The organism is Maribacter sp., from assembly GCF_039974175.1.
In the GTDB taxonomy this organism is placed as follows: domain Bacteria; phylum Bacteroidota; class Bacteroidia; order Flavobacteriales; family Flavobacteriaceae; genus Maribacter_C.
This window is the reverse complement of record NZ_JBDWJN010000013.1, coordinates 107,739-125,628: the sequence shown is the minus strand read 5'-3', so window position 1 is coordinate 125,628 and position 17,890 is coordinate 107,739. Positions and strand designations below refer to the sequence as shown.

The window sequence follows — 17,890 nt, the reverse complement described above, 5'->3', positions numbered from 1 at the left end:
CGATCACATGCGCTCGGGCACCTGTATACCCAGAAGTTTGAAGCCAGATTCGATAACCTCGCTTACCTTATTCGAAAGTTGAATACGAAGTACTTTCTTTTGCTCACCAGTCTCTCCAAGTATGGAAACTTGCTGATAGAAGGAATTGAATTCCTTGACCAAGTCGTATACATAATTGGCAATCAGTGCCGGACTAAAATTCACAGCTGCCAACTGAATCGTTTCGGGGAAGAGCTGTAGTTGCTTTATCAATTCCTTTTCTTTGGGGTGCAATTCAAAAGAGGTATCGACAGCACTCGACCAGTCAACTTCCGTAGCATTGGCTTTTCGCAATATCGACTGAATACGCGCATAGGTATATTGAATAAATGGACCCGTATTTCCTTGAAAATCAACCGACTCCTCTGGGTTAAAAAGGATTCGCTTTTTAGGATCAACTTTTAGAATATAGTATTTCAAGGCACCAAGCCCTACCATTTTGTAAAGCTCTTGCTTTTCTGCTTGAGAATACTCCTCAAGTTTACCCAGCTCCTCAGATAATTCGCGGGCAGTAGCTGTCATATCGACCATCAAGTCATCGGCATCTACAACGGTACCTTCGCGGCTCTTCATTTTTCCACTAGGTAGGTCTACCATTCCATAACTTAGGTGATGCAGTTGTTCCGCCCATGAAAAACCAAGTTTCTTTAAAATGAGGAATAAGACCTTGAAATGGTAGTCTTGTTCATTACCTACAGTATAGACCATTCCTTTGATATCTGGATAGTCTTTTACACGCTGTATCGCTGTTCCAATATCCTGTGTCATATAAACGGCAGTACCGTCAGAACGCAGCACAATCTTCTCATCGAGCCCATCATCAGTAAGGTCTATCCAAACGCTGCCATCTTCTTTTTTATAGAATACCCCTTTTTCGAGTCCGTCTGCAACAAAGTCCTTACCCAACAAATAGGTATCACTTTCATAGTAGAGCTTATCAAAATCAACACCCATAGTCTTATAGGTTTCATCAAACCCTTTGTATACCCAACTATTCATTTTTTTCCAAAGAGAAACTACTTCTTTATCTCCAGATTCCCATTTTATAAGCATTTCTTGTGCTTCCAGTAAAATCGGGGCTTCCTTGGCCGCTACTTTTTGATCAATTCCATCGGCCACCATTTTGGCAATTTCTTCTTTATAGACCTTATCAAAAGCTACATAGTAATTCCCTACCAATTTATCACCTTTCAATCCGGTACTTTCGGGTGTTTCGCCATTTCCAAACTTCACCCAAGCTACCATACTCTTACATATATGTATACCTCTATCATTGATAATCTGTGTTTTATAGACTTTCTTTCCAGAAGCTTTGATAATCTCAGCTACAGCATATCCCAAGAGGTTATTACGAATATGGCCCAGATGTAACGGTTTGTTTGTATTGGGTGAAGAATATTCGACCATAACGGCATCAGTAACACTCTCTTCTACCAAGCCGTAGTTTGATTCATTTTTTATTCCATTAAAGAAATCGATGTAAAACGAATCACTAACTACAAGATTCAGAAACCCCTTGACAACATTATAACTGGAAATTGAATCAACTTCACTCTTCAAGAAAGCACCGAGTTGTTCACCTATCTGCACAGGGTTTCCTTTCACAACGCGTAACATCGGAAAAACAACCACAGTGATATCACCTTCGAAATCTTTTCGCGTAGGCTGAAATTCTACCGATGGTAATTCCGTGTCAAATAACGAACGTACCCCTTCTTTTACTTTGGTTTCCAATAAAATTTGAATACTCATTACAATCTGGTTTCTAAGCCTGCAAAACTAAGCAATTTTTGTGCTTTTGAAGCAAGCATAGGTAGTAATGCCATCGCTTTTCGTTAACTTTATGGAAAAGAATTGTTGAATGGAACACTTACAAATAGCCATTCCGGTACTTGCTTCCCTTGACATTGATAGAACGGTCAAATTCTATCACGAAAATCTGGGCTTCGACCGCATAGGTTGGAAGGATAAGGACTATGCCGTAATCGCAAGAGATAAAATCGAAATCCATTTTTGGAAATGTAATGATAAGATTCACCCTGAGCATACCAGTTGTTATATACGAGTGAAGGATGTAGACGGACTTTACGCAGAAATGAAGAAAGCTGGAGTTGTGCATCCGAACGGAGCGCTGAGAGACCAACCTTGGAGAATCAGAGAGTTTGCCATTTTAGATGAGGATGGAAATATGATAAAATTTGGAGAGAACCTTTAAATATGCTCGTAAACGTATCCTATAATAATAAAGCTATTACCCGCAAAGTAGATGACGCTGTAGGCAAACCTTTTACTTTGAAAGAGCGCTGGAAAATGAGCGGCATAGGCTCACCTAGGCTTTTCATTACTGAAACAAGCGTCGAAATTCAAAACCTCCTTATTCTAGACAACAATACGGATTCTTGTAATATCGAAATGAGACCTACGGGTATCATTGTTAGGTTTCGTTCCTTGTTAGAGACCTTTGCTCTGGTAATACCATATTATAAATTAACTGTTTACAAGGGAGACTTGGCCGCATATTCTATTTTTATTGACCACCATTTTATTAAAGTAACAGCAGACACCAAAGCCATTCAAAAATACTTTCGTAAAATGCTAGATTACAAAGCTGACAATACACCAACGTCGATTGAAGATTTATGAAAATACTCCTCACAGGCGCTAACGGTTATATCGGCATGCGGTTGCTTCCCATGCTGCTCGAACTTGGCCACGAAGTGACCTGTACGGTTCGAGATGCAGAACGCTTGTCAATAGACAACGAAACGAGAGCAAAGATTCAAGTTTTAGAAATAGACTTCCTAGAAGACCCCATTCAGGGAAGGATTCCTAGCGATATTGAAGCCGCTTATTTTCTTATTCATTCAATGAGCAGTTCTACAAAGGATTTTGATGAAATGGAAGCCATAACCGCTAGAAACTTCAATAGTTACCTAGAAGAAACGTCAGTAAAACAGGTCATCTATTTGAGTGGTATTGTCAACGATGAAAACCTATCGAAACACCTGTGGTCACGAAAAAACGTTGAGCAGATATTATCTGATGGCCCATTCAAACTTACCGTTCTTAAGGCCGGAATTATTGTGGGTTCTGGCAGTTCGTCCTTCGAAATCATTCGTGATTTGTGTGAGAAACTCCCTTTTATGATTACTCCGAAATGGGTCTTAACGAGAACGCAGCCCATTGCCATCCGTGATGTCATGAACTTTTTGGTTGGCGTTTTGGGTAACGAAAATACACTCAGCAATTCTTTCGATATTGCCGGACCAAATGTGCTGACCTACAAACAGATGCTACAGCAATATGCCAAGGCAAGGGGATTCAAAAACTGGATCCTAACCGTACCCATAATGACCCCAAAGTTATCATCGTACTGGTTATATTTTGTAACCTCAACCTCATTTAAACTCGCGCTAAACTTAGTGGACAGTATGAAAATAGAAGTTGTTGCAAAAGACCATCGATTGCAAGAATTGCTAGGTGTAAAAACGCACACCTACGCAGAAGCCATTGACATGGCATTTAAAAAGATTGCTCAAAATCAGGTTGTAAGTAGCTGGAAGGATAGTATGGTTAGCGGTCGTTTTCGCCAAGATTTGGAAAAGCACATACAAGTACCCAAATACGGCGTTTTAAAAGATGAACAAAAACGAAGCATTACAAACCAAGAAATGGTTTTAGAGAATATTTGGAGTATTGGTGGGGAGAAAGGTTGGTATTATGGAAATTGGCTCTGGAAGATCCGCGGATTTTTAGACAAACTGTCAGGCGGAGTAGGTTTACGTAGGGGGCGTACACATCCCGATAAATTATATCCAGGTGACGCACTTGATTTTTGGCGGGTACTCTTAGCCGATAAAAATGGAAAACGACTCTTATTGTTTGCCGAAATGAAACTTCCGGGAGAAGCTTGGTTAGAATTCAAGATTGATGATAACAATGTATTGCATCAAACGGCAACCTTCCGCCCCCGGGGTTTGCGTGGGCGTTTGTATTGGTACAGTATCGTTCCTTTTCATTATTTTATCTTCGGCGGGATGATTCGAAACATTGCCAAAACCTAAATTGAATTAGGCATCTCCTTTTGAGTTTCCAGATGTAACCTATTAAATAGTTAGCCTTCCAGTAGCTTTTTTTCTTCTAGGTCAATGGCATGATACAAGGCGGTAAAGGCAGCGGAAATCCACATAACCGCAACAACAGCACCCACAAGAAAGCAAATCAGCCCTGCAATAAATAGAGGCACCGCCAACAGTGCCATACCAAAAATCCGCCAACCGTGTCCTCTAGTCATCTGCCAGCTCTTCTCTATCGCTGCAATTGGATCTAAATCTTTGTCCATTACCAAAAGCGATACAAATGCCAACCTACAGAGGAGAATAATTCCAGGAATAATTAGAAAAACAAGACCAATTCCTACGATGGCAAACTTTAGTAAATTCGCAAGAACAATATTGACGTATTTTTCCCTAAAGCCGACAAACAACTCTGAAAAATCAATTTCTTCATTCCTAATTCCTCTTAAATACAAAAGATTGCCGCCATAAGTAAAAACGGGAAGTATGAGCAAAGCATATGTTGCGGAGAGTACTTGCAAGAGCATTCGTATGGCAGAATTGTCCAACTCCGATTCACGCGCCAAGGAAGCAGGAGACTCTGCTATACCAACAATCAATAGGATTAAGAAGAAATAAAGAAAGTTCTTTTTCATCTGCTGCCAACCATATCCATAACTGCCTGAGATGGTTGTCTTGGGTTTCTTTTCATCTACGATTTCCATAATTCTTGAGGATTATAATTTGCGTAAATATAGCTGCATATCAAATGAAATACTTCCAACTTAAGTAGTGTTTTCAAAAATCACTACTAAGGTATTTACCGCTTTTAAAGCGATTTAGCTACTTTTAACCTATTAAACCACTTCACTTGTTAAGTCTTACTTTAATAATTGTATTTGTCTTCTGTTTGGCTATTGCCGTTGCAGGTACTTGGATTTCATATCAGTTTATTTCGACCTATAACACAAAGTTTCACAAGACCTATTTTTACTACCTTATTACTACTTTTGGATTTGGGTTTTATGGCATTTGGGGACAAATTTTAATGCGATCTTTTCTTTCCGCTATGAAAACTGATAGTGAAACGGTGCAAATGGTCGCTAATTTCTTGCCTGTTCTAGGAATTCCTTTTCTTATGATTTCGTGGATAATGCTACCCAAGATGGGATACTATTTAGCGCAAGTGGTTGCCAAAAGAAAGGAGCTATTAATTCATGCTCCTATCCTTTTTACCGTGGTCGCCCTAGTTGGAACCATGCTGGTGGTTTTGGGCAAGGATCATCCGCTTTTCGGAGAACACCTTTTCTATTTTGAAATAAGCATACTGCTTATCATTGAATTCGTCTATATACTATGGTTTGCAAGCCTAGTTTTGTACGGGTCAAAAAGGCGCAATAAAAAGAATAAAACGGTACTGACTCAGTTTGTTCAATTAATGATTTTGGGTCTTCTTTTAAGGGTATGCGTTCTTATATTTCATGAGGTAAACATGTGGGTATTGGCACTGCTTCTACTGCTATATTTTTTGACCAACTTCATTCCAATTTTTTATCTAAGACTAAAGTCAGATTTAATTTTCACACCCGTACATGCCGAACAACCCAATGAAGAGAAAAAGGAGCTCTTGTTTAAAACATACCGAATAACGAAACGCGAAAAGGAAATCATCAATAAGATATGTGAAGGCAATACAAACCAACAAATTGCCGATGACCTTTTCATAAGTTTACAGACTGTAAAAGACCATACCCATAGAATCTACTCAAAGATTGGAATCAATAGTAGGCTCAAACTTGTTCAGATGATTAATGAGCTACCTTAAAATCTTTACATTTTCAGATAGTCAGAACGGGGCTACTCGAATCGCGTTGGCTCAAGCGACTCGGCATAATTTAACCCGCCAGAAGCCCTTGTACTTTGGTGCGATAAGTATCGCTTATTGGTATTTCAATCTTTCCAATTTCAACATCTAGATGGGTGTAAGCAGTAACCTTGTCTAAGTTGATAATGTATGACCGATGTGTACGAACAAACCTATTATCGAGAAGCTCTTCAAAAGCTGTGATACTATGTTTTACCAAATGATTCTCCGTATCTGTTACAATCTTGATATAGTCTTTTACACTCTCTATATACAGCATATCTGCAAGGAATACCTTAACCTGTTTCCGGTCTTTGCGAACAAAAACATAGTCGTTGCGTACATCGTTTGATTCTTTTGGAAGTGCCGTTGTCGCCTGATGTTGCTCTAAGAATTTCTCGACGGCCTTGAAAAAGCGACCAAAAGTTATTGGTTTTAAGAGATAGTCGACGGCGTTAAGTTCAAACCCATCTAAAGCATAGTCACGATATGCCGTAGTAAAGATGACCTTGGGTTTTTGTACCAGGTTAGCAAAAAAATCTGTTCCCGTCAAAACTGGCATTTCAATATCCAAAAAGAGTAAATCGATTTTTTCGCTTTTCAAAATCTTGCTAGCTTCAATAGCGCTTTGACAGGAAGCTATGACTTTGAAGTTTTCTAATTGTGAAAGGTGATTTTCAATAAGTCTTCTCGCCAAATCTTCATCGTCGACGACAACACAGTTATACATCATTTTTGTTGAAGTTTTAGTTGTACCGCGTAGCTAGATTCTTCATTGTGCAATTGCAATTCATAGGCATTTGGATATAATAATTCCATTTGTCGCTTTACATTGTTCAATCCTAAGGCTTCCTCCCTATTCTTGTTTTCCACTGCTGCCATAGGCTTGGTGTTTTTAATCTTGAAAAGTATATCTTCTTTCATTAAATGTAATGATATATCTATTGAAGCTTTTTTTAACTCTTGTCGTACCCCGTGCTTAAAAGCATTCTCAATAAAAGTCAACAGAAGCAATGGAGCAATTTTGACGTCATTTGGTGCCTCGTAGTCAAAGGTAACAGCAACACGATTTCCGTACCGTATTTTTTCTAGGGCCAGGTAATTCTCAATAAGTTCGATCTCTTTTTGTAGCAATACGAATTTGCTATTGGTACGGTATAACATATAATCAAGCATATCGGAAAGCCTTTCTATTACCTCTGCAGTCTTTTCCGATTTTTCTAAAGCCAAGGCGTATAAATTATTCAACGTATTGAATAGAAAATGCGGGTTCAATTGCCGCTTTAAGGCACTTAGTTCAGCTATCTTTTTTTGTTCATTGATTTTTAACAACTTCCGTTGATCTCTATAAAAGCGATACATCAATAAAATTGCTGTGGGCGTCAGATATAAGACACTTTTACTTAACCAAAGTGAAGGATAGGACAGTCGCTTAAATAAAGGTTCTACTGCATATTTTCTTTGAGCTTCACCATAAAAATCAAAGTACTCCACATCAAAATACAGCAGTTTAACCGCTTGATACAGGATAAAAACAGCCATGAATAGAATTAGCATCCAAAAAATGAAAAGACCAATTTTCTTCCGTTCGAGAAACCTTGGCACCAAAACATAAATACAGCAATATGCCATTATCATCTGCACCAAGACTATCATACCGTAAGACTCTAGTAAATGCTTGTAACTAGCGTAAATACTTAGATTACCTACCGATAATATAAAGTATAAAAATACCACCACCCAGAACAATAGATGTTTAAAAAAAGAGGTGTTGAAATATGTTAAGATACTTTGCATCGGTACTAAAAATAGCTTTTAAAATCCATTCACAAATTCGATAGTATACCAAACCACCACTTTGGTCTATGAATCACCCTAAATCACCTACCAACGCCTAAATACTTTTCCATAGCGAAAAGTATGGCATTGGTCTACTTTTTAAAAAGTCGGGAATCATGGCCTTTACTTTTGATTTAATCAAAATGCAAACTATGAAAAACTGTCTAAAATATTTCAGCCTGGCGCTATGCTTACATCTTTGTTTATTGGTAAAAGGGCAATCTATAGTTTCTATTAAAGGAAATGTCATCAACGCGAAAAATGAGGTTATGTTGGGAAATGCCCTTCTTCTTTCCTTGCAAGATTCTACCATTCTAAAAGGGACCAGTTTTTTCGAAGGCAAGTTTGAACTTATTGATATCAACGAACAAAAAGTACTACTGAAACTGACTTCTTTAGAATTTCAGGATTACTATAGCGTTATCGAATACCAGGGAAAATCGGAAATAGACTTAGGAAACATCGTTACCAATGAAGCCGTGACTACCTTAGACGAAGTAGTACTTGTATCAAATATTCCCCCTATTCAGACCAAAAGTGATGGCAGTGTTCAAGTAAATGTTGAAAATACCGTGCTTGCAACAAGCACTTCGGTGGAAGAAATATTATCACGGTCTCCAAATGTAATCGTTGAAGACGATGGCATAGCCATCTTTGGCAAAGGCTCAGCTATAATCTACCTCAATGGGCAGCGTATTCTCAATGAGCAACTTGCCAACATACAACCCTCTGAAATTAAACGTATTGATATTATTACCAATCCCTCGGCAAAATACGATGCTGAAGGTGAAGCGGTTATACATATTGTTACCATAAAAAAAGCATTAGAAGGAGTAAAAGGATTGCTACAACAGAATATTACGGTATCTGATTTTGCCTCCCCGTTGTCAAACACAAATCTTAGCTTAGACTACCGAAAGAAAAAAATGTCGATACGAGGAAACTATGGAGTAGAAATGGGGCCGTCTCGATTCATTCTTAACACCACGAGAACCCGTTCAGCTGAAGGCGATTTTTTCAACTCCGATATTACTACAGATTGGGAATGGAAACAAAAGTATTTTGCAAACTATGGTTTAGGTGTACAGCATAATTTTAATGAGGGCAGCTATTTATCAATTGCTTACAACGGACTTACCAATGATTTAGGTGGTACTGAAACAAGTAATAATACCATAATAGCAAATTCTGAGATGGAAGATTTTCAAAGTATCGTAAATAAAGACGATTTAACCAGCCAACATGCTCTCGCATTGAACCTATCTAAGGTATTAGACACCCTCGGTTCCTCTCTCTATATTGGAGGTCAATATTCGCTAAACAAAACTACCATAAATGACCTTATAGATGAGATAGCTACGGCTGAAAACCAAACGCGTGGTCGTACCTTGAAAAATCTAGTGAAACGTAGCATTCCCATTTTGAGTGCACAAGGAGACTACACCAAAGTCTTTGCAGATCAAAGCCAGATAGAGATGGGACTAAAACTTAGTACAGTTTCGAATACTTCTTCGTCTCAGTTTTTAACCGCCACCGATAACCGAGAATTCATTTTCGATACCAATCTATCTCGTGACTTTGAATATAATGAGAATATATATGGGGCCTATATGAATTACAGCAAAGCGGTTGAGAATAAATTCAATTATGCTGTTGGTCTTCGTACAGAGTACACGACATATAACCTAAGTTCAGATGCCGAAAACAGTGGTTTACTTGAAAAAAACTATACCAATTTGTTCCCTAATTTTTCCTTTAATACTTCGATTGACGATGATAAATCACTGTTTGCTTCGTATTCGTCAAGGATATTTAGGCCGCGATATCAATCACTAAACCCTACTATAGTATATCAAGATGCGTTTACTTCTATACAAGGAAACCCAAACATTGTTCCTGAGAAGATTCATGCCTTTGAACTTGGTGTAAATTTGAAAAAACTAACCGTAAAACTAGGTTATACCCATACCATCGACCCCATTACTGGAGGTGCGGTTCAGGGAGAAAACCCCAAAAGCTATATTCTTCAAAGACTCAACAGTGATGCGGAACATCATATTTTTGCAAGCCTGTCGGCACCCTTAAACACGAACTGGTGGACTTCCACCAACACTTTTACTGTTAGTTACCGTAAAATTGTTGATACCCGTTCATCGTTCGGGTTCAATGTGACCAGGCCACAAGCTTATCTCTATACCAACAATAAGTTTAGCATTAGTCAAGGCTTCAAAATTCAACTTCTGGCTTGGTATCTGAGCGACCGCTATGACGGCATTTATTTTAGAAAGAATCAAGCCGATGTAACAATTGGAATTGAAAAGGAGTTTCTCAAAAAATCCTTAAAGTTGCAAATTGTCGCTAACGATATTTTTCACACTAATAAACCAGATGGAAATTATAGACTGGGAGATACGCGCATCTTTTTTGATCGCGTTTATAATACTCAAAATTTTAGATTCGTGGCGACCTACAATTTCGGAAAATTAAAAAAGAGCAATTACCAACGTAAGTCTTCTGGAGATGACGAAAACAATCGATTATAGCAACAAGGAGAATATGTAGAATGTTAATCTTTAGACAACGCCTTCCATTCTTGCCATTTTTGATAGGCAGGGCGCTGATTGCCTTGCCCATCTAAAAGTCCATTATCACGCCAAACCTTTAAAATATCTGGAGGATTCGGAGTTTTATCATACAACTGGTCATAATCTCTAAAAACAAACCAAGCTATGAATTCAGCCTCTAGGGTATTGGCGCTATCGAAGAGTTTGATCATATAATCATTTTGCCAGGCCTCAGATGCTTTCACATTAACGCCCAAATTTGCAATGACCAGATCTTCGGCACAAAAACCTGTTTCCGAAATAGCGAAGGGCTTAGCCGCATCGAGATTTCTAAAGTCTTGAAGCCAATTGTCTTCAAATAGCTCAGGATTGGCATCCCTATTTAGATTATTGTAGTCTAAAAATGGATACGAACTCATGGCAATATAGTCAGAGTATTGCAATAAGATCTTGGAAGTTTCCAAAAGCTCCTTGTACGAATTCTCAAAAGACCGATCTTGTAGGGTAAGAAAAATAGGAAGATTTGGATAAGCACTTTTCAGACTTATATATACAGCCTCCGCTAGACTCAAAAACTTCGTAAATGCAACATCTTCTTTTCTAAAAGCAGCATTGGATTCTATTGCATATGCAAAATAATCAGGCTCCACGGCGTCAATAATCCGTTTGCAGTACTTTATATAGGCTGAAATGACATCTGGGTCATCGAAAGTCTTCTGCTGCCAAAACGGAGGCAGGGGTTGGTGACTGCCGTTGTTATTCCAGTAGGTATTCAGATTTTCCCTGTATTGGTCAGTTGGAGTAGCAGTTAATAACACTTTGGTGTTTGGGGCCAAACCTGTTTTAGTAGCAGCTAAGGTTTGCTGCACTTCTGTCGGAAAAGGCAAATCATTCAAAGCTTCATCCCAGGGTACACCATGATCTAAGTGCGTTAAAAAAATATCGCTTAGGCCTGCCACTTTCTCATATGTATCTAGCTGTGCCTCAACGGTCAAGTCATACGGGAAGGCCGTAAAACCCATATAAAACGAACGAGTTGCGGCTTCTTGCTCCTGATCTTGCTTAAGGCTCTCATCTTTAGAACATGAGACCAATAAAAGGAATGTTAGAATGAAATAAATAGGTTTCATAAGACGGTACTTCCTATAAATAACGGAAGTCGTGTATGCCTTATTGCGATTTGTACTAAGCTCTCGGTAAAAACACCTCTGCCATCATGCAACGCGCACTTCCTCCACCGCAGGTTTCAATCGTTTCAAGTGAACTATGTATAATTTCACAATACTTTTCTATTGCTTTTATTTGATCATCACGCAGACTATGATATGCCGCTGAACTCATTACCATATAGCGCTTATCATGTGCACCAATGACTTGGAGCATATTGCCCGCAAAAGCATGCATTTGCGCTTCGGTTATGGAAATAATTTCCTTTCCGTCTTTTTTCAAATGTGCAATCACATTTTTACGTTCCTTTTTGTCATCAATGGTATCCAAGCAAATAACGGCAAAGTTTTCTGCCATTGCCATCATCACATTGGTATGATAAATCGGTTTTCGTGCACCATTCACTGTTTGATTTGCTGTAAAAATTACAGGGAAGCAATCAAAATCCTCACAAAACTCGATAAACAATTCTTCATGAGCACGCTCTGATAATGCACAATATGCTTTTTGATTAACACGATCTTTTAAAATACTTCCGGTACCTTCTAAAAAAATACCTTCGTCCTCCGCTGAAGTGTAATCGACGACATCCTTAATTACAAAACCGTTTTCTTCAAGAATATCAAAAATATCCTCACGCCGTTCATGCCTTCTATTGATCGCAAACATGGGGTACACTGCAACGGTGCCGCTCTTGTGAAATGAGATCCAGTTATTCGGAAAAATACTGTCTGGGGTATCAGGTTGCTTCGTGTCTTCTACAACAATAACGTTTACACCTTTGGCGCCTAAAACTTTGACAAAGGCATCGAACTCTTGTTGGGCTTTTTGATTTATTGCCGTAGTTGAGCCATCAACTTCTTCTTGAAAGTAGTTGTTTACCGCCGTCTGCTCATTCATGCGAAAGTTGACGGGGCGAATCATTAAAATGGTATTGGTAATCTGCATAACTTTTTTCTTATTCTCTTACTAAGGGCAATGTACTACATCGTAATAAACCCTCTTGTTTAGCTATTTCAGCATACGGGATTTCTTCTACTGTAAAGCCCTGCTCTCGAAGCCACTCATTTAATCGTGTAAAGTTCTGCTCGGAAACTACGACCTCTGGCGAAATAGAAAATACATTGCTAAACATATGGTACATTTCATCAGAAGTTATTTCAAAAATGTTTTCCTGGCCAAAAAAATCTACCAGCCATTGGTATTCACCCTCGACTAAAAAACCATTTCTATGCAAAATGGCTTTCCCCTTCCCTAAGGGTTGAAAGCAACAATCTAAGTGTAGCGCATTCTCTCTGGCATTTGTCGATTTTCGCAATTCAAAAGACTTTACTTCTTTATGTGGAAATTGTTCTTTGAGAAATTCAACTGCTGCTTTATTCGTGCGGGCTGTTATCCAATCTGGATAGTCTGCAGCAGTGTAGGTACCAACAAAAATATAATCATTCCAGGGCATAACGTCACCGCCCTCAACATGCACCTCATCAGGAGCGTTAATAATATGCCGTGGGTCAATATACTCCAAAACATGTAAAATAGCTTCAAACTCCTTTTCGCGATCTGGAAGTATGTTTGCCTTGATAAGTTTGTTTTCAATAACGAAGGCTATATCTCTAGAAAAAATCTGGTTGCAATCTTCCAGCACTACAGGGCGAAACACTTCAACACCGTACTTTTTGAAAACAGCGGCAAAGGCTTCCATCTCTTTGATCATATCTTCTTCTTTCGGATAGGTTCCCGCTATGATATGCTCTAATGATTTTGGGTCATACGCTTCCTCAGCCTTAGGAGTCGGGCCACAACTCCTCGCGGTTCCTAGAACCACAGCCTTTAAGGGTGCGATTTCATCATTAACATTCAAACTCAACATGCACTTCTATTTTGATAATTACCAAACGCTTTAGGTATAAAAAAAACCCTTCTAAAAATTTAAAAGAGTTTGTATTGTTTTTTTTTAAGGTAGCAATCTACCTCAAGTCAACGTCGACAAAAGGACGTTGGTTTTCTCCGATATACACTTGTCTTGGTCTACCGATAGGTTCATTGCGCAGTCTCATCTCTCTCCATTGGGCAATCCAGCCAGGTAGTCTTCCTAAAGCGAACATTACAGTAAACATTTCTGTTGGTATACCCAATGCGCGATAAATTACGCCCGAGTAGAAATCGACGTTTGGATATAATTTTCTATCGACAAAGTATTGATCCTCCAAAGCCTCCTTTTCGAGACCTTTGGCTACATCTAATATGGGATCTTCGATTCCTAAATCAGCCAAAATCTCATCTGCTGCTTTTTTGATGATTTTAGCTCTAGGATCAAAGTTTTTATATACGCGGTGTCCGAAACCCATTAATCTGAACGGGTCGCTTTTATCTTTTGCTTTGGCCATATATTTTTTAGTATCCCCGCCATCGGCCACAATCGCTTCCAACATTTCAAGAACGGCTTGATTCGCACCCCCGTGAAGTGGGCCCCAAAGTGCAGAAATTCCGGCGGATAGCGAAGCAAACAAGCCTGCATGCGATGAACCTACAATGCGCACTGTAGAAGTTGAACAGTTTTGCTCATGGTCTGCATGTAAAATCAAAAGCTTATCGAGTGCTTCAATGACAATCTTATTTGGAACATACTCCTTGCTTGGCTTTTTAAACATCATTTTATGAATGTTCTCAACATAACCTAAGCTATCATCTCCATAATCTAAAGGCAGACCTTTTTGCTTTCGCATCGTCCAAGCTACCAATACCGGAAATTTGGCCAATATACGTACAATCGCACCGTACATTTCATCGGCGGAAGTCACATTTACAGACACCGGATTGAAAGCAATCAAGGCACTGGTTAAGGAAGAAAGAACCCCCATGGGGTGCGCCGATTTGGGAAAAGCATCTAAAATCTTTTTCATTTCCTCATCAACGTGAGATTCGTTTTTTATGTCAATATGAAAAGCCGAAAGTTGCTCTTTGTTTGGTAATTCGCCAAAAATTAACAAATAGGCAACTTCTAGGAAATCTGCTTTTTCCGCTAATTCCTCGATCGAATACCCGCGATACCGTAAAATACCCTTTTCCCCGTCTAAGAAAGTAATCGCACTTTCACATGACCCTGTATTTTTATAACCCGGGTCGATTGTAGTTAAACCACCTGTAGCACCCCGTAAGGTTTTAATGTCAATTGCTAGCTCATCTTCAGAGCCTTTTATGACTGGAAATTCGTAATTCTGACCGTTATATTGTAGAGTTGCTTTGTCTGACATTGGTATGTATTGCTATAAATTAGAGTGAATGGCAAATTTAAGAAAAACAAGGCACGTTAACAATTCCTGCCTTCTATTTAAAGATATATTAACTACGGGAAAGACCTTGACATGGGGTTGAAATCAACCTACAGTAAGTAGAGTACTTTATAGTATTCGTCTACAAATTTCTTCCAGGTAAAACGTACTTTTTTTGCGTTGCTTTGAATCTTTTTCCATTTCGGTTTGTCGTTCTCATAAATCTCAATTACCTCGTCAAAACTAGCAAGCATATTACTGATTTTTTCATCATAGGTTTTCCCGCGGAATGCAAAACCTGTTTTCATGTGTTCTACAGTATCAATGAGTCCACCAGTATGATGAACCAAACAGGGGTTTCCATTTCTCATAGCCAACATTTGGCTAATACCACAGGGTTCAAAAAGGCTTGGCATAAAATAAAGATCAGATTCTAGATATATAGAATCTATGAGGTCTTCCGATTGGCCATTTGTAAAAATAAAATTGTGATGATCATAACTCATTTGACGAAATAGTTCTTCATATTCTGGAGCCCCAGTACCCAAAAGCATGAAAATGCCGTCAATCTTTTCAAGCTTCTTCAAGATCTCAACAAAGGCATCTGGAGAACGTTTGAAAAAGTAAAACTTTTGTTCGGTCAAGCGGGCAACGCTAGACACAATAAATTTTGGTCGCTCATCTACATATTGCATGATTTTCTCTCCCGTATGGGCCAAAAAATCTGCCTTATAATTTTTTGATTCTTCCTGAAGCCATCTAAATAATGCCTTCACAGTATTCCTATACAAATGTCCTTTATCAGCTGCCCTAATATTGGCATAATTTGAACCATTGAGAATACCAAATAAGCGGCCTTCATTATCGGCTTGTTGCAAATCTTTTTCCAAACCTTCTCCTCCTATAAACTCTGGGGGTGAACTCGGTTTTAACACATCTTCTTTATAAGATGGAGATACGGTATGAACCGCATCAGCCAAGCGAATGCCTACAGCCATAAGATTCACACAGTCTTGGTAGCGGTAGTCCATAAGTCCTTTATGATCCAACGGAATATCAGGGAACCAGTTTGTTAATGATGAATAGTTGGCATCAAATGGACGTATACCTTGTATCGCCAAATTATGAATGCTATAAACGTACCGCATTTTTTTTAGCGACCTGTATGCCGGATGATATTGTTTCAGAAAAAGCACCAAACTAGAATGCCAGTCGTGCATGTGTACCACATCTAATTTTCCAAATGCACCTTTCTTAATCGCTTCAGCAACGGCAGCACAGAAAATGACGTACTTTATAAAATCGGAAAAGAAAGGCTCCGTGGGGTCATCATGATAAATATGTGCAATTCCCCCGGCTTCAATCTCTGGATGATGTATAACGTAATGATGTACGTTCTTAAATTCCTTTTTGGGAATTACCTCGTATAATTCTGCAGTATAGGTGGTACCTCTAAGTTTAAAGTTCAAATTTGTTTTGAAGGTCCCATTCTGATGTAAGCGTGAATACGACGGAACCACTACATGGGCTTTATCTCCCCGTTCTGAAATCTGTCTTGGAACGTCTCGCACCACATCGCCCATTCCTCCTGCTTTACAATTCGCGATAGCATCATTTTCAGCAGCAACAAAGAGGAAATTATTCATATAAGGTATGGTATTTGGATTTATGTGTTAAAAAGATAGGTATTCTTGATGATGAAGCCAAAAAAAAGCCTTTCTAGTTAGAAAGGCTTTTGTTACAAATCGCACTATTTGACTTTGAATGCTTTTTCTTGTGGATAATAGGCCGTATCACCCAACTCTTCTTCAATACGAAGTAGCTGATTGTATTTTGCCATACGATCAGACCGGGAAGCAGAACCAGTTTTAATCTGACCCGTATTTAAGGCAACAGCCAAATCGGCAATGGTATTATCTTCAGTCTCGCCAGATCGATGCGACATTACAGAAGTATACCCTGCGTTCTTGGCCATATTGACCGCCGCGATAGTTTCTGTTAGCGTTCCTATCTGATTTACCTTTATCAAGATAGAATTCGCAATACCATTTTCAATACCTTTCGATAATCTTTCTACATTGGTGACAAATAAATCATCGCCTACCAACTGCACCTTATCTCCGATTTTTTCAGTTAGCGACTTCCAACCATCCCAATCGTTTTCATCCATTCCATCTTCAATTGAAATGATAGGATAATTTGCTGATAGTTCAGCCAAATATTGCGCCTGTTCCTCAGATGTTCTTATAACACCGGTTTCACCTTCAAATTTCGTGTAATCATACTTTCCGTTAACAAAGAATTCTGCTGCTGCACAATCCAAAGCGATCATTACATCGTCACCAAGCTTGTATCCTGCTTTATCAACCGCTTTGGCAATGGTGTCTAGTGCATCTTCTGTACCTCCTTCTAGATTAGGCGCGAATCCACCCTCATCACCAACTGCAGTGCTTAGTCCGCGGTCATGCAATACCTTTTTCAAATTGTGAAATATCTCTGTTCCCATTTGCATGGAGTGCGAAAAACTTTTTGCCTTTACGGGCATTACCATGAATTCTTGAAATGCAATCGGGGCGTCAGAGTGGGAGCCTCCATTGATGATATTCATCATAGGAACAGGAAGCGTGTTCGCACTAACACCGCCCACATATCTAAACAATGATAGTCCTAACTCATTGGCCGCAGCTTTAGCAGCTGCAAGAGAAACACCCAAAATAGCGTTCGCTCCCAATTTTGATTTATTTGGAGTACCATCTAAATCAATCATCATTTGATCGATAAGGTTTTGCTCGAAAACGTTCATTCCTAAAATCTCCTCGGCAATAACTGAATTTACATTTGAAACTGCTTTGGTAACGGCTTTGCCCATAAAGGCATCGCCACCGTCACGTAACTCTACGGCCTCATGCTCACCGGTAGAAGCTCCTGAAGGTACAGCTGCTCTCCCCATTACCCCATTTTCAGTAATTACATCAACTTCTACGGTCGGGTTTCCTCTTGAATCTAATATTTGTCTTGCGTGAACGCTTAAGATTATACTCATTATTAACTATTTTATTACTATTTGATTTAAGCCCACAAATATACGAA

The 17,890-nt window shown here is 39.0% G+C and carries 15 protein-coding genes; 5 read left to right on the top strand and 10 right to left on the bottom strand.

Annotated elements, in window-relative coordinates; genetic code table 11:
- Window positions 1-3: 3 nt before the first annotated feature.
- Window positions 4-1,791 (bottom strand): arginine--tRNA ligase, encoded by a 1,788-nt coding sequence (argS, locus tag ABJN95_RS17920; RefSeq protein WP_348372435.1) that lies wholly within the window; start codon window positions 1,789-1,791, stop codon window positions 4-6.
- 109 nt (window positions 1,792-1,900) lie between these two features.
- Here argS and ABJN95_RS17915 point away from each other — a divergent pair, with 109 nt between their 5' ends.
- From ABJN95_RS17915 to ABJN95_RS17905, 3 genes are read left to right on the top strand one after another with little or no spacing between them, the layout of a single operon-like run.
- The gene (locus tag ABJN95_RS17915) at window positions 1,901-2,254 is read left to right on the top strand and encodes a VOC family protein (RefSeq protein ID WP_348372433.1); all 354 of its coding nucleotides are present in this window, start codon (window positions 1,901-1,903) and stop codon (window positions 2,252-2,254) included.
- 2 nt (window positions 2,255-2,256) lie between these two features.
- Window positions 2,257-2,682 (top strand): hypothetical protein, encoded by a 426-nt coding sequence (locus ABJN95_RS17910; protein WP_348372432.1) that lies wholly within the window; start codon window positions 2,257-2,259, stop codon window positions 2,680-2,682.
- The gene (locus ABJN95_RS17905) at window positions 2,679-4,103 is read left to right on the top strand and encodes an SDR family oxidoreductase (protein WP_348372430.1); all 1,425 of its coding nucleotides are present in this window, start codon (window positions 2,679-2,681) and stop codon (window positions 4,101-4,103) included. Before ABJN95_RS17910 ends, ABJN95_RS17905 begins: the two co-directional genes overlap by 4 nt.
- Before the next feature lie 50 nt (window positions 4,104-4,153).
- Here ABJN95_RS17905 and ABJN95_RS17900 read toward each other — a convergent pair whose 3' ends face one another.
- Complete coding sequence (locus ABJN95_RS17900; protein WP_348372428.1) at window positions 4,154-4,819, bottom strand: hypothetical protein; 666 nt, start codon at window positions 4,817-4,819, stop codon at window positions 4,154-4,156.
- Window positions 4,820-4,965: 146 nt separating this feature from the next.
- Between ABJN95_RS17900 and ABJN95_RS17895 the strand changes: the two genes are divergently transcribed.
- Window positions 4,966-5,919: a helix-turn-helix transcriptional regulator gene (locus ABJN95_RS17895; RefSeq protein WP_348372427.1), complete on the top strand. Its 954-nt coding sequence runs from the start codon at window positions 4,966-4,968 to the stop codon at window positions 5,917-5,919.
- Between the two features lie 70 nt (window positions 5,920-5,989).
- Here the strand turns inward: ABJN95_RS17895 and ABJN95_RS17890 are convergent, their stop codons facing one another.
- Together ABJN95_RS17890 and ABJN95_RS17885 are read right to left on the bottom strand one after the other, a co-directional pair.
- Window positions 5,990-6,691, bottom strand: coding sequence for a LytTR family DNA-binding domain-containing protein (locus ABJN95_RS17890; RefSeq protein WP_348372425.1), 702 nt, complete (start codon window positions 6,689-6,691; stop codon window positions 5,990-5,992).
- Window positions 6,688-7,500, bottom strand: coding sequence for a histidine kinase (locus ABJN95_RS17885; RefSeq protein WP_348372423.1), 813 nt, complete (start codon window positions 7,498-7,500; stop codon window positions 6,688-6,690). Before ABJN95_RS17885 ends, ABJN95_RS17890 begins: the two co-directional genes overlap by 4 nt.
- 449 nt (window positions 7,501-7,949) lie before the next feature.
- Here ABJN95_RS17885 and ABJN95_RS17880 point away from each other — a divergent pair, with 449 nt between their 5' ends.
- Entirely contained in the window at window positions 7,950-10,340 is a 2,391-nt protein-coding gene (locus ABJN95_RS17880; protein ID WP_348372421.1) for an outer membrane beta-barrel family protein, read from the top strand.
- Between the two features lie 23 nt (window positions 10,341-10,363).
- Here ABJN95_RS17880 and ABJN95_RS17875 read toward each other — a convergent pair whose 3' ends face one another.
- The 6 genes from ABJN95_RS17875 to eno form a co-directional block, all read right to left on the bottom strand.
- The gene (locus ABJN95_RS17875; protein ID WP_348372419.1) at window positions 10,364-11,491 is read right to left on the bottom strand and encodes a hypothetical protein; all 1,128 of its coding nucleotides are present in this window, start codon (window positions 11,489-11,491) and stop codon (window positions 10,364-10,366) included.
- Window positions 11,492-11,546: 55 nt separating this feature from the next.
- On the bottom strand, window positions 11,547-12,476 hold the full coding sequence (locus ABJN95_RS17870; RefSeq protein ID WP_348372418.1) for an arginine deiminase-related protein: 930 nt from the start codon (window positions 12,474-12,476) through the stop codon (window positions 11,547-11,549).
- A gap of 10 nt (window positions 12,477-12,486) precedes the next feature.
- Window positions 12,487-13,398, bottom strand: a complete 912-nt coding sequence (locus ABJN95_RS17865) for an arginine deiminase family protein (RefSeq protein WP_348372416.1) — start codon at window positions 13,396-13,398, stop codon at window positions 12,487-12,489.
- Window positions 13,399-13,495: 97 nt separating this feature from the next.
- Window positions 13,496-14,782: a citrate synthase gene (locus ABJN95_RS17860; RefSeq protein ID WP_348372415.1), complete on the bottom strand. Its 1,287-nt coding sequence runs from the start codon at window positions 14,780-14,782 to the stop codon at window positions 13,496-13,498.
- A 128-nt stretch (window positions 14,783-14,910) separates the two neighbouring features.
- Window positions 14,911-16,446 (bottom strand): glycogen/starch synthase, encoded by a 1,536-nt coding sequence (locus tag ABJN95_RS17855; RefSeq protein WP_348372414.1) that lies wholly within the window; start codon window positions 16,444-16,446, stop codon window positions 14,911-14,913.
- Between the two features lie 104 nt (window positions 16,447-16,550).
- Window positions 16,551-17,843: a phosphopyruvate hydratase gene (gene eno / locus ABJN95_RS17850; protein ID WP_348372412.1), complete on the bottom strand. Its 1,293-nt coding sequence runs from the start codon at window positions 17,841-17,843 to the stop codon at window positions 16,551-16,553.
- Window positions 17,844-17,890 lie beyond the last annotated feature (47 nt).

Excerpts from the sequence above, each read along its gene's own strand:
- argS (WP_348372435.1), bottom strand. The coding sequence starts at position 1,791 with ATGAGTATTCAAATTTTATTGGAAACCAAAGTAAAAGAAGGGGTACGT.
- ABJN95_RS17915 (WP_348372433.1), top strand. The coding sequence starts at position 1,901 with ATGGAACACTTACAAATAGCCATTCCGGTACTTGCTTCCCTTGACATT.
- ABJN95_RS17910 (WP_348372432.1), top strand. The coding sequence starts at position 2,257 with ATGCTCGTAAACGTATCCTATAATAATAAAGCTATTACCCGCAAAGTA.
- ABJN95_RS17905 (WP_348372430.1), top strand. The coding sequence starts at position 2,679 with ATGAAAATACTCCTCACAGGCGCTAACGGTTATATCGGCATGCGGTTG.
- ABJN95_RS17900 (WP_348372428.1), bottom strand. The coding sequence starts at position 4,819 with ATGGAAATCGTAGATGAAAAGAAACCCAAGACAACCATCTCAGGCAGT.
- ABJN95_RS17890 (WP_348372425.1), bottom strand. The coding sequence starts at position 6,691 with ATGATGTATAACTGTGTTGTCGTCGACGATGAAGATTTGGCGAGAAGA.
- ABJN95_RS17885 (WP_348372423.1), bottom strand. The coding sequence starts at position 7,500 with ATGGCTGTTTTTATCCTGTATCAAGCGGTTAAACTGCTGTATTTTGAT.
- ABJN95_RS17880 (WP_348372421.1), top strand. The coding sequence starts at position 7,950 with ATGAAAAACTGTCTAAAATATTTCAGCCTGGCGCTATGCTTACATCTT.
- ABJN95_RS17875 (WP_348372419.1), bottom strand. The coding sequence starts at position 11,491 with ATGAAACCTATTTATTTCATTCTAACATTCCTTTTATTGGTCTCATGT.
- ABJN95_RS17870 (WP_348372418.1), bottom strand. The coding sequence starts at position 12,476 with ATGCAGATTACCAATACCATTTTAATGATTCGCCCCGTCAACTTTCGC.
- ABJN95_RS17865 (WP_348372416.1), bottom strand. The coding sequence starts at position 13,398 with ATGTTGAGTTTGAATGTTAATGATGAAATCGCACCCTTAAAGGCTGTG.
- ABJN95_RS17860 (WP_348372415.1), bottom strand. The coding sequence starts at position 14,782 with ATGTCAGACAAAGCAACTCTACAATATAACGGTCAGAATTACGAATTT.
- ABJN95_RS17855 (WP_348372414.1), bottom strand. The coding sequence starts at position 16,446 with ATGAATAATTTCCTCTTTGTTGCTGCTGAAAATGATGCTATCGCGAAT.
- eno (WP_348372412.1), bottom strand. The coding sequence starts at position 17,843 with ATGAGTATAATCTTAAGCGTTCACGCAAGACAAATATTAGATTCAAGA.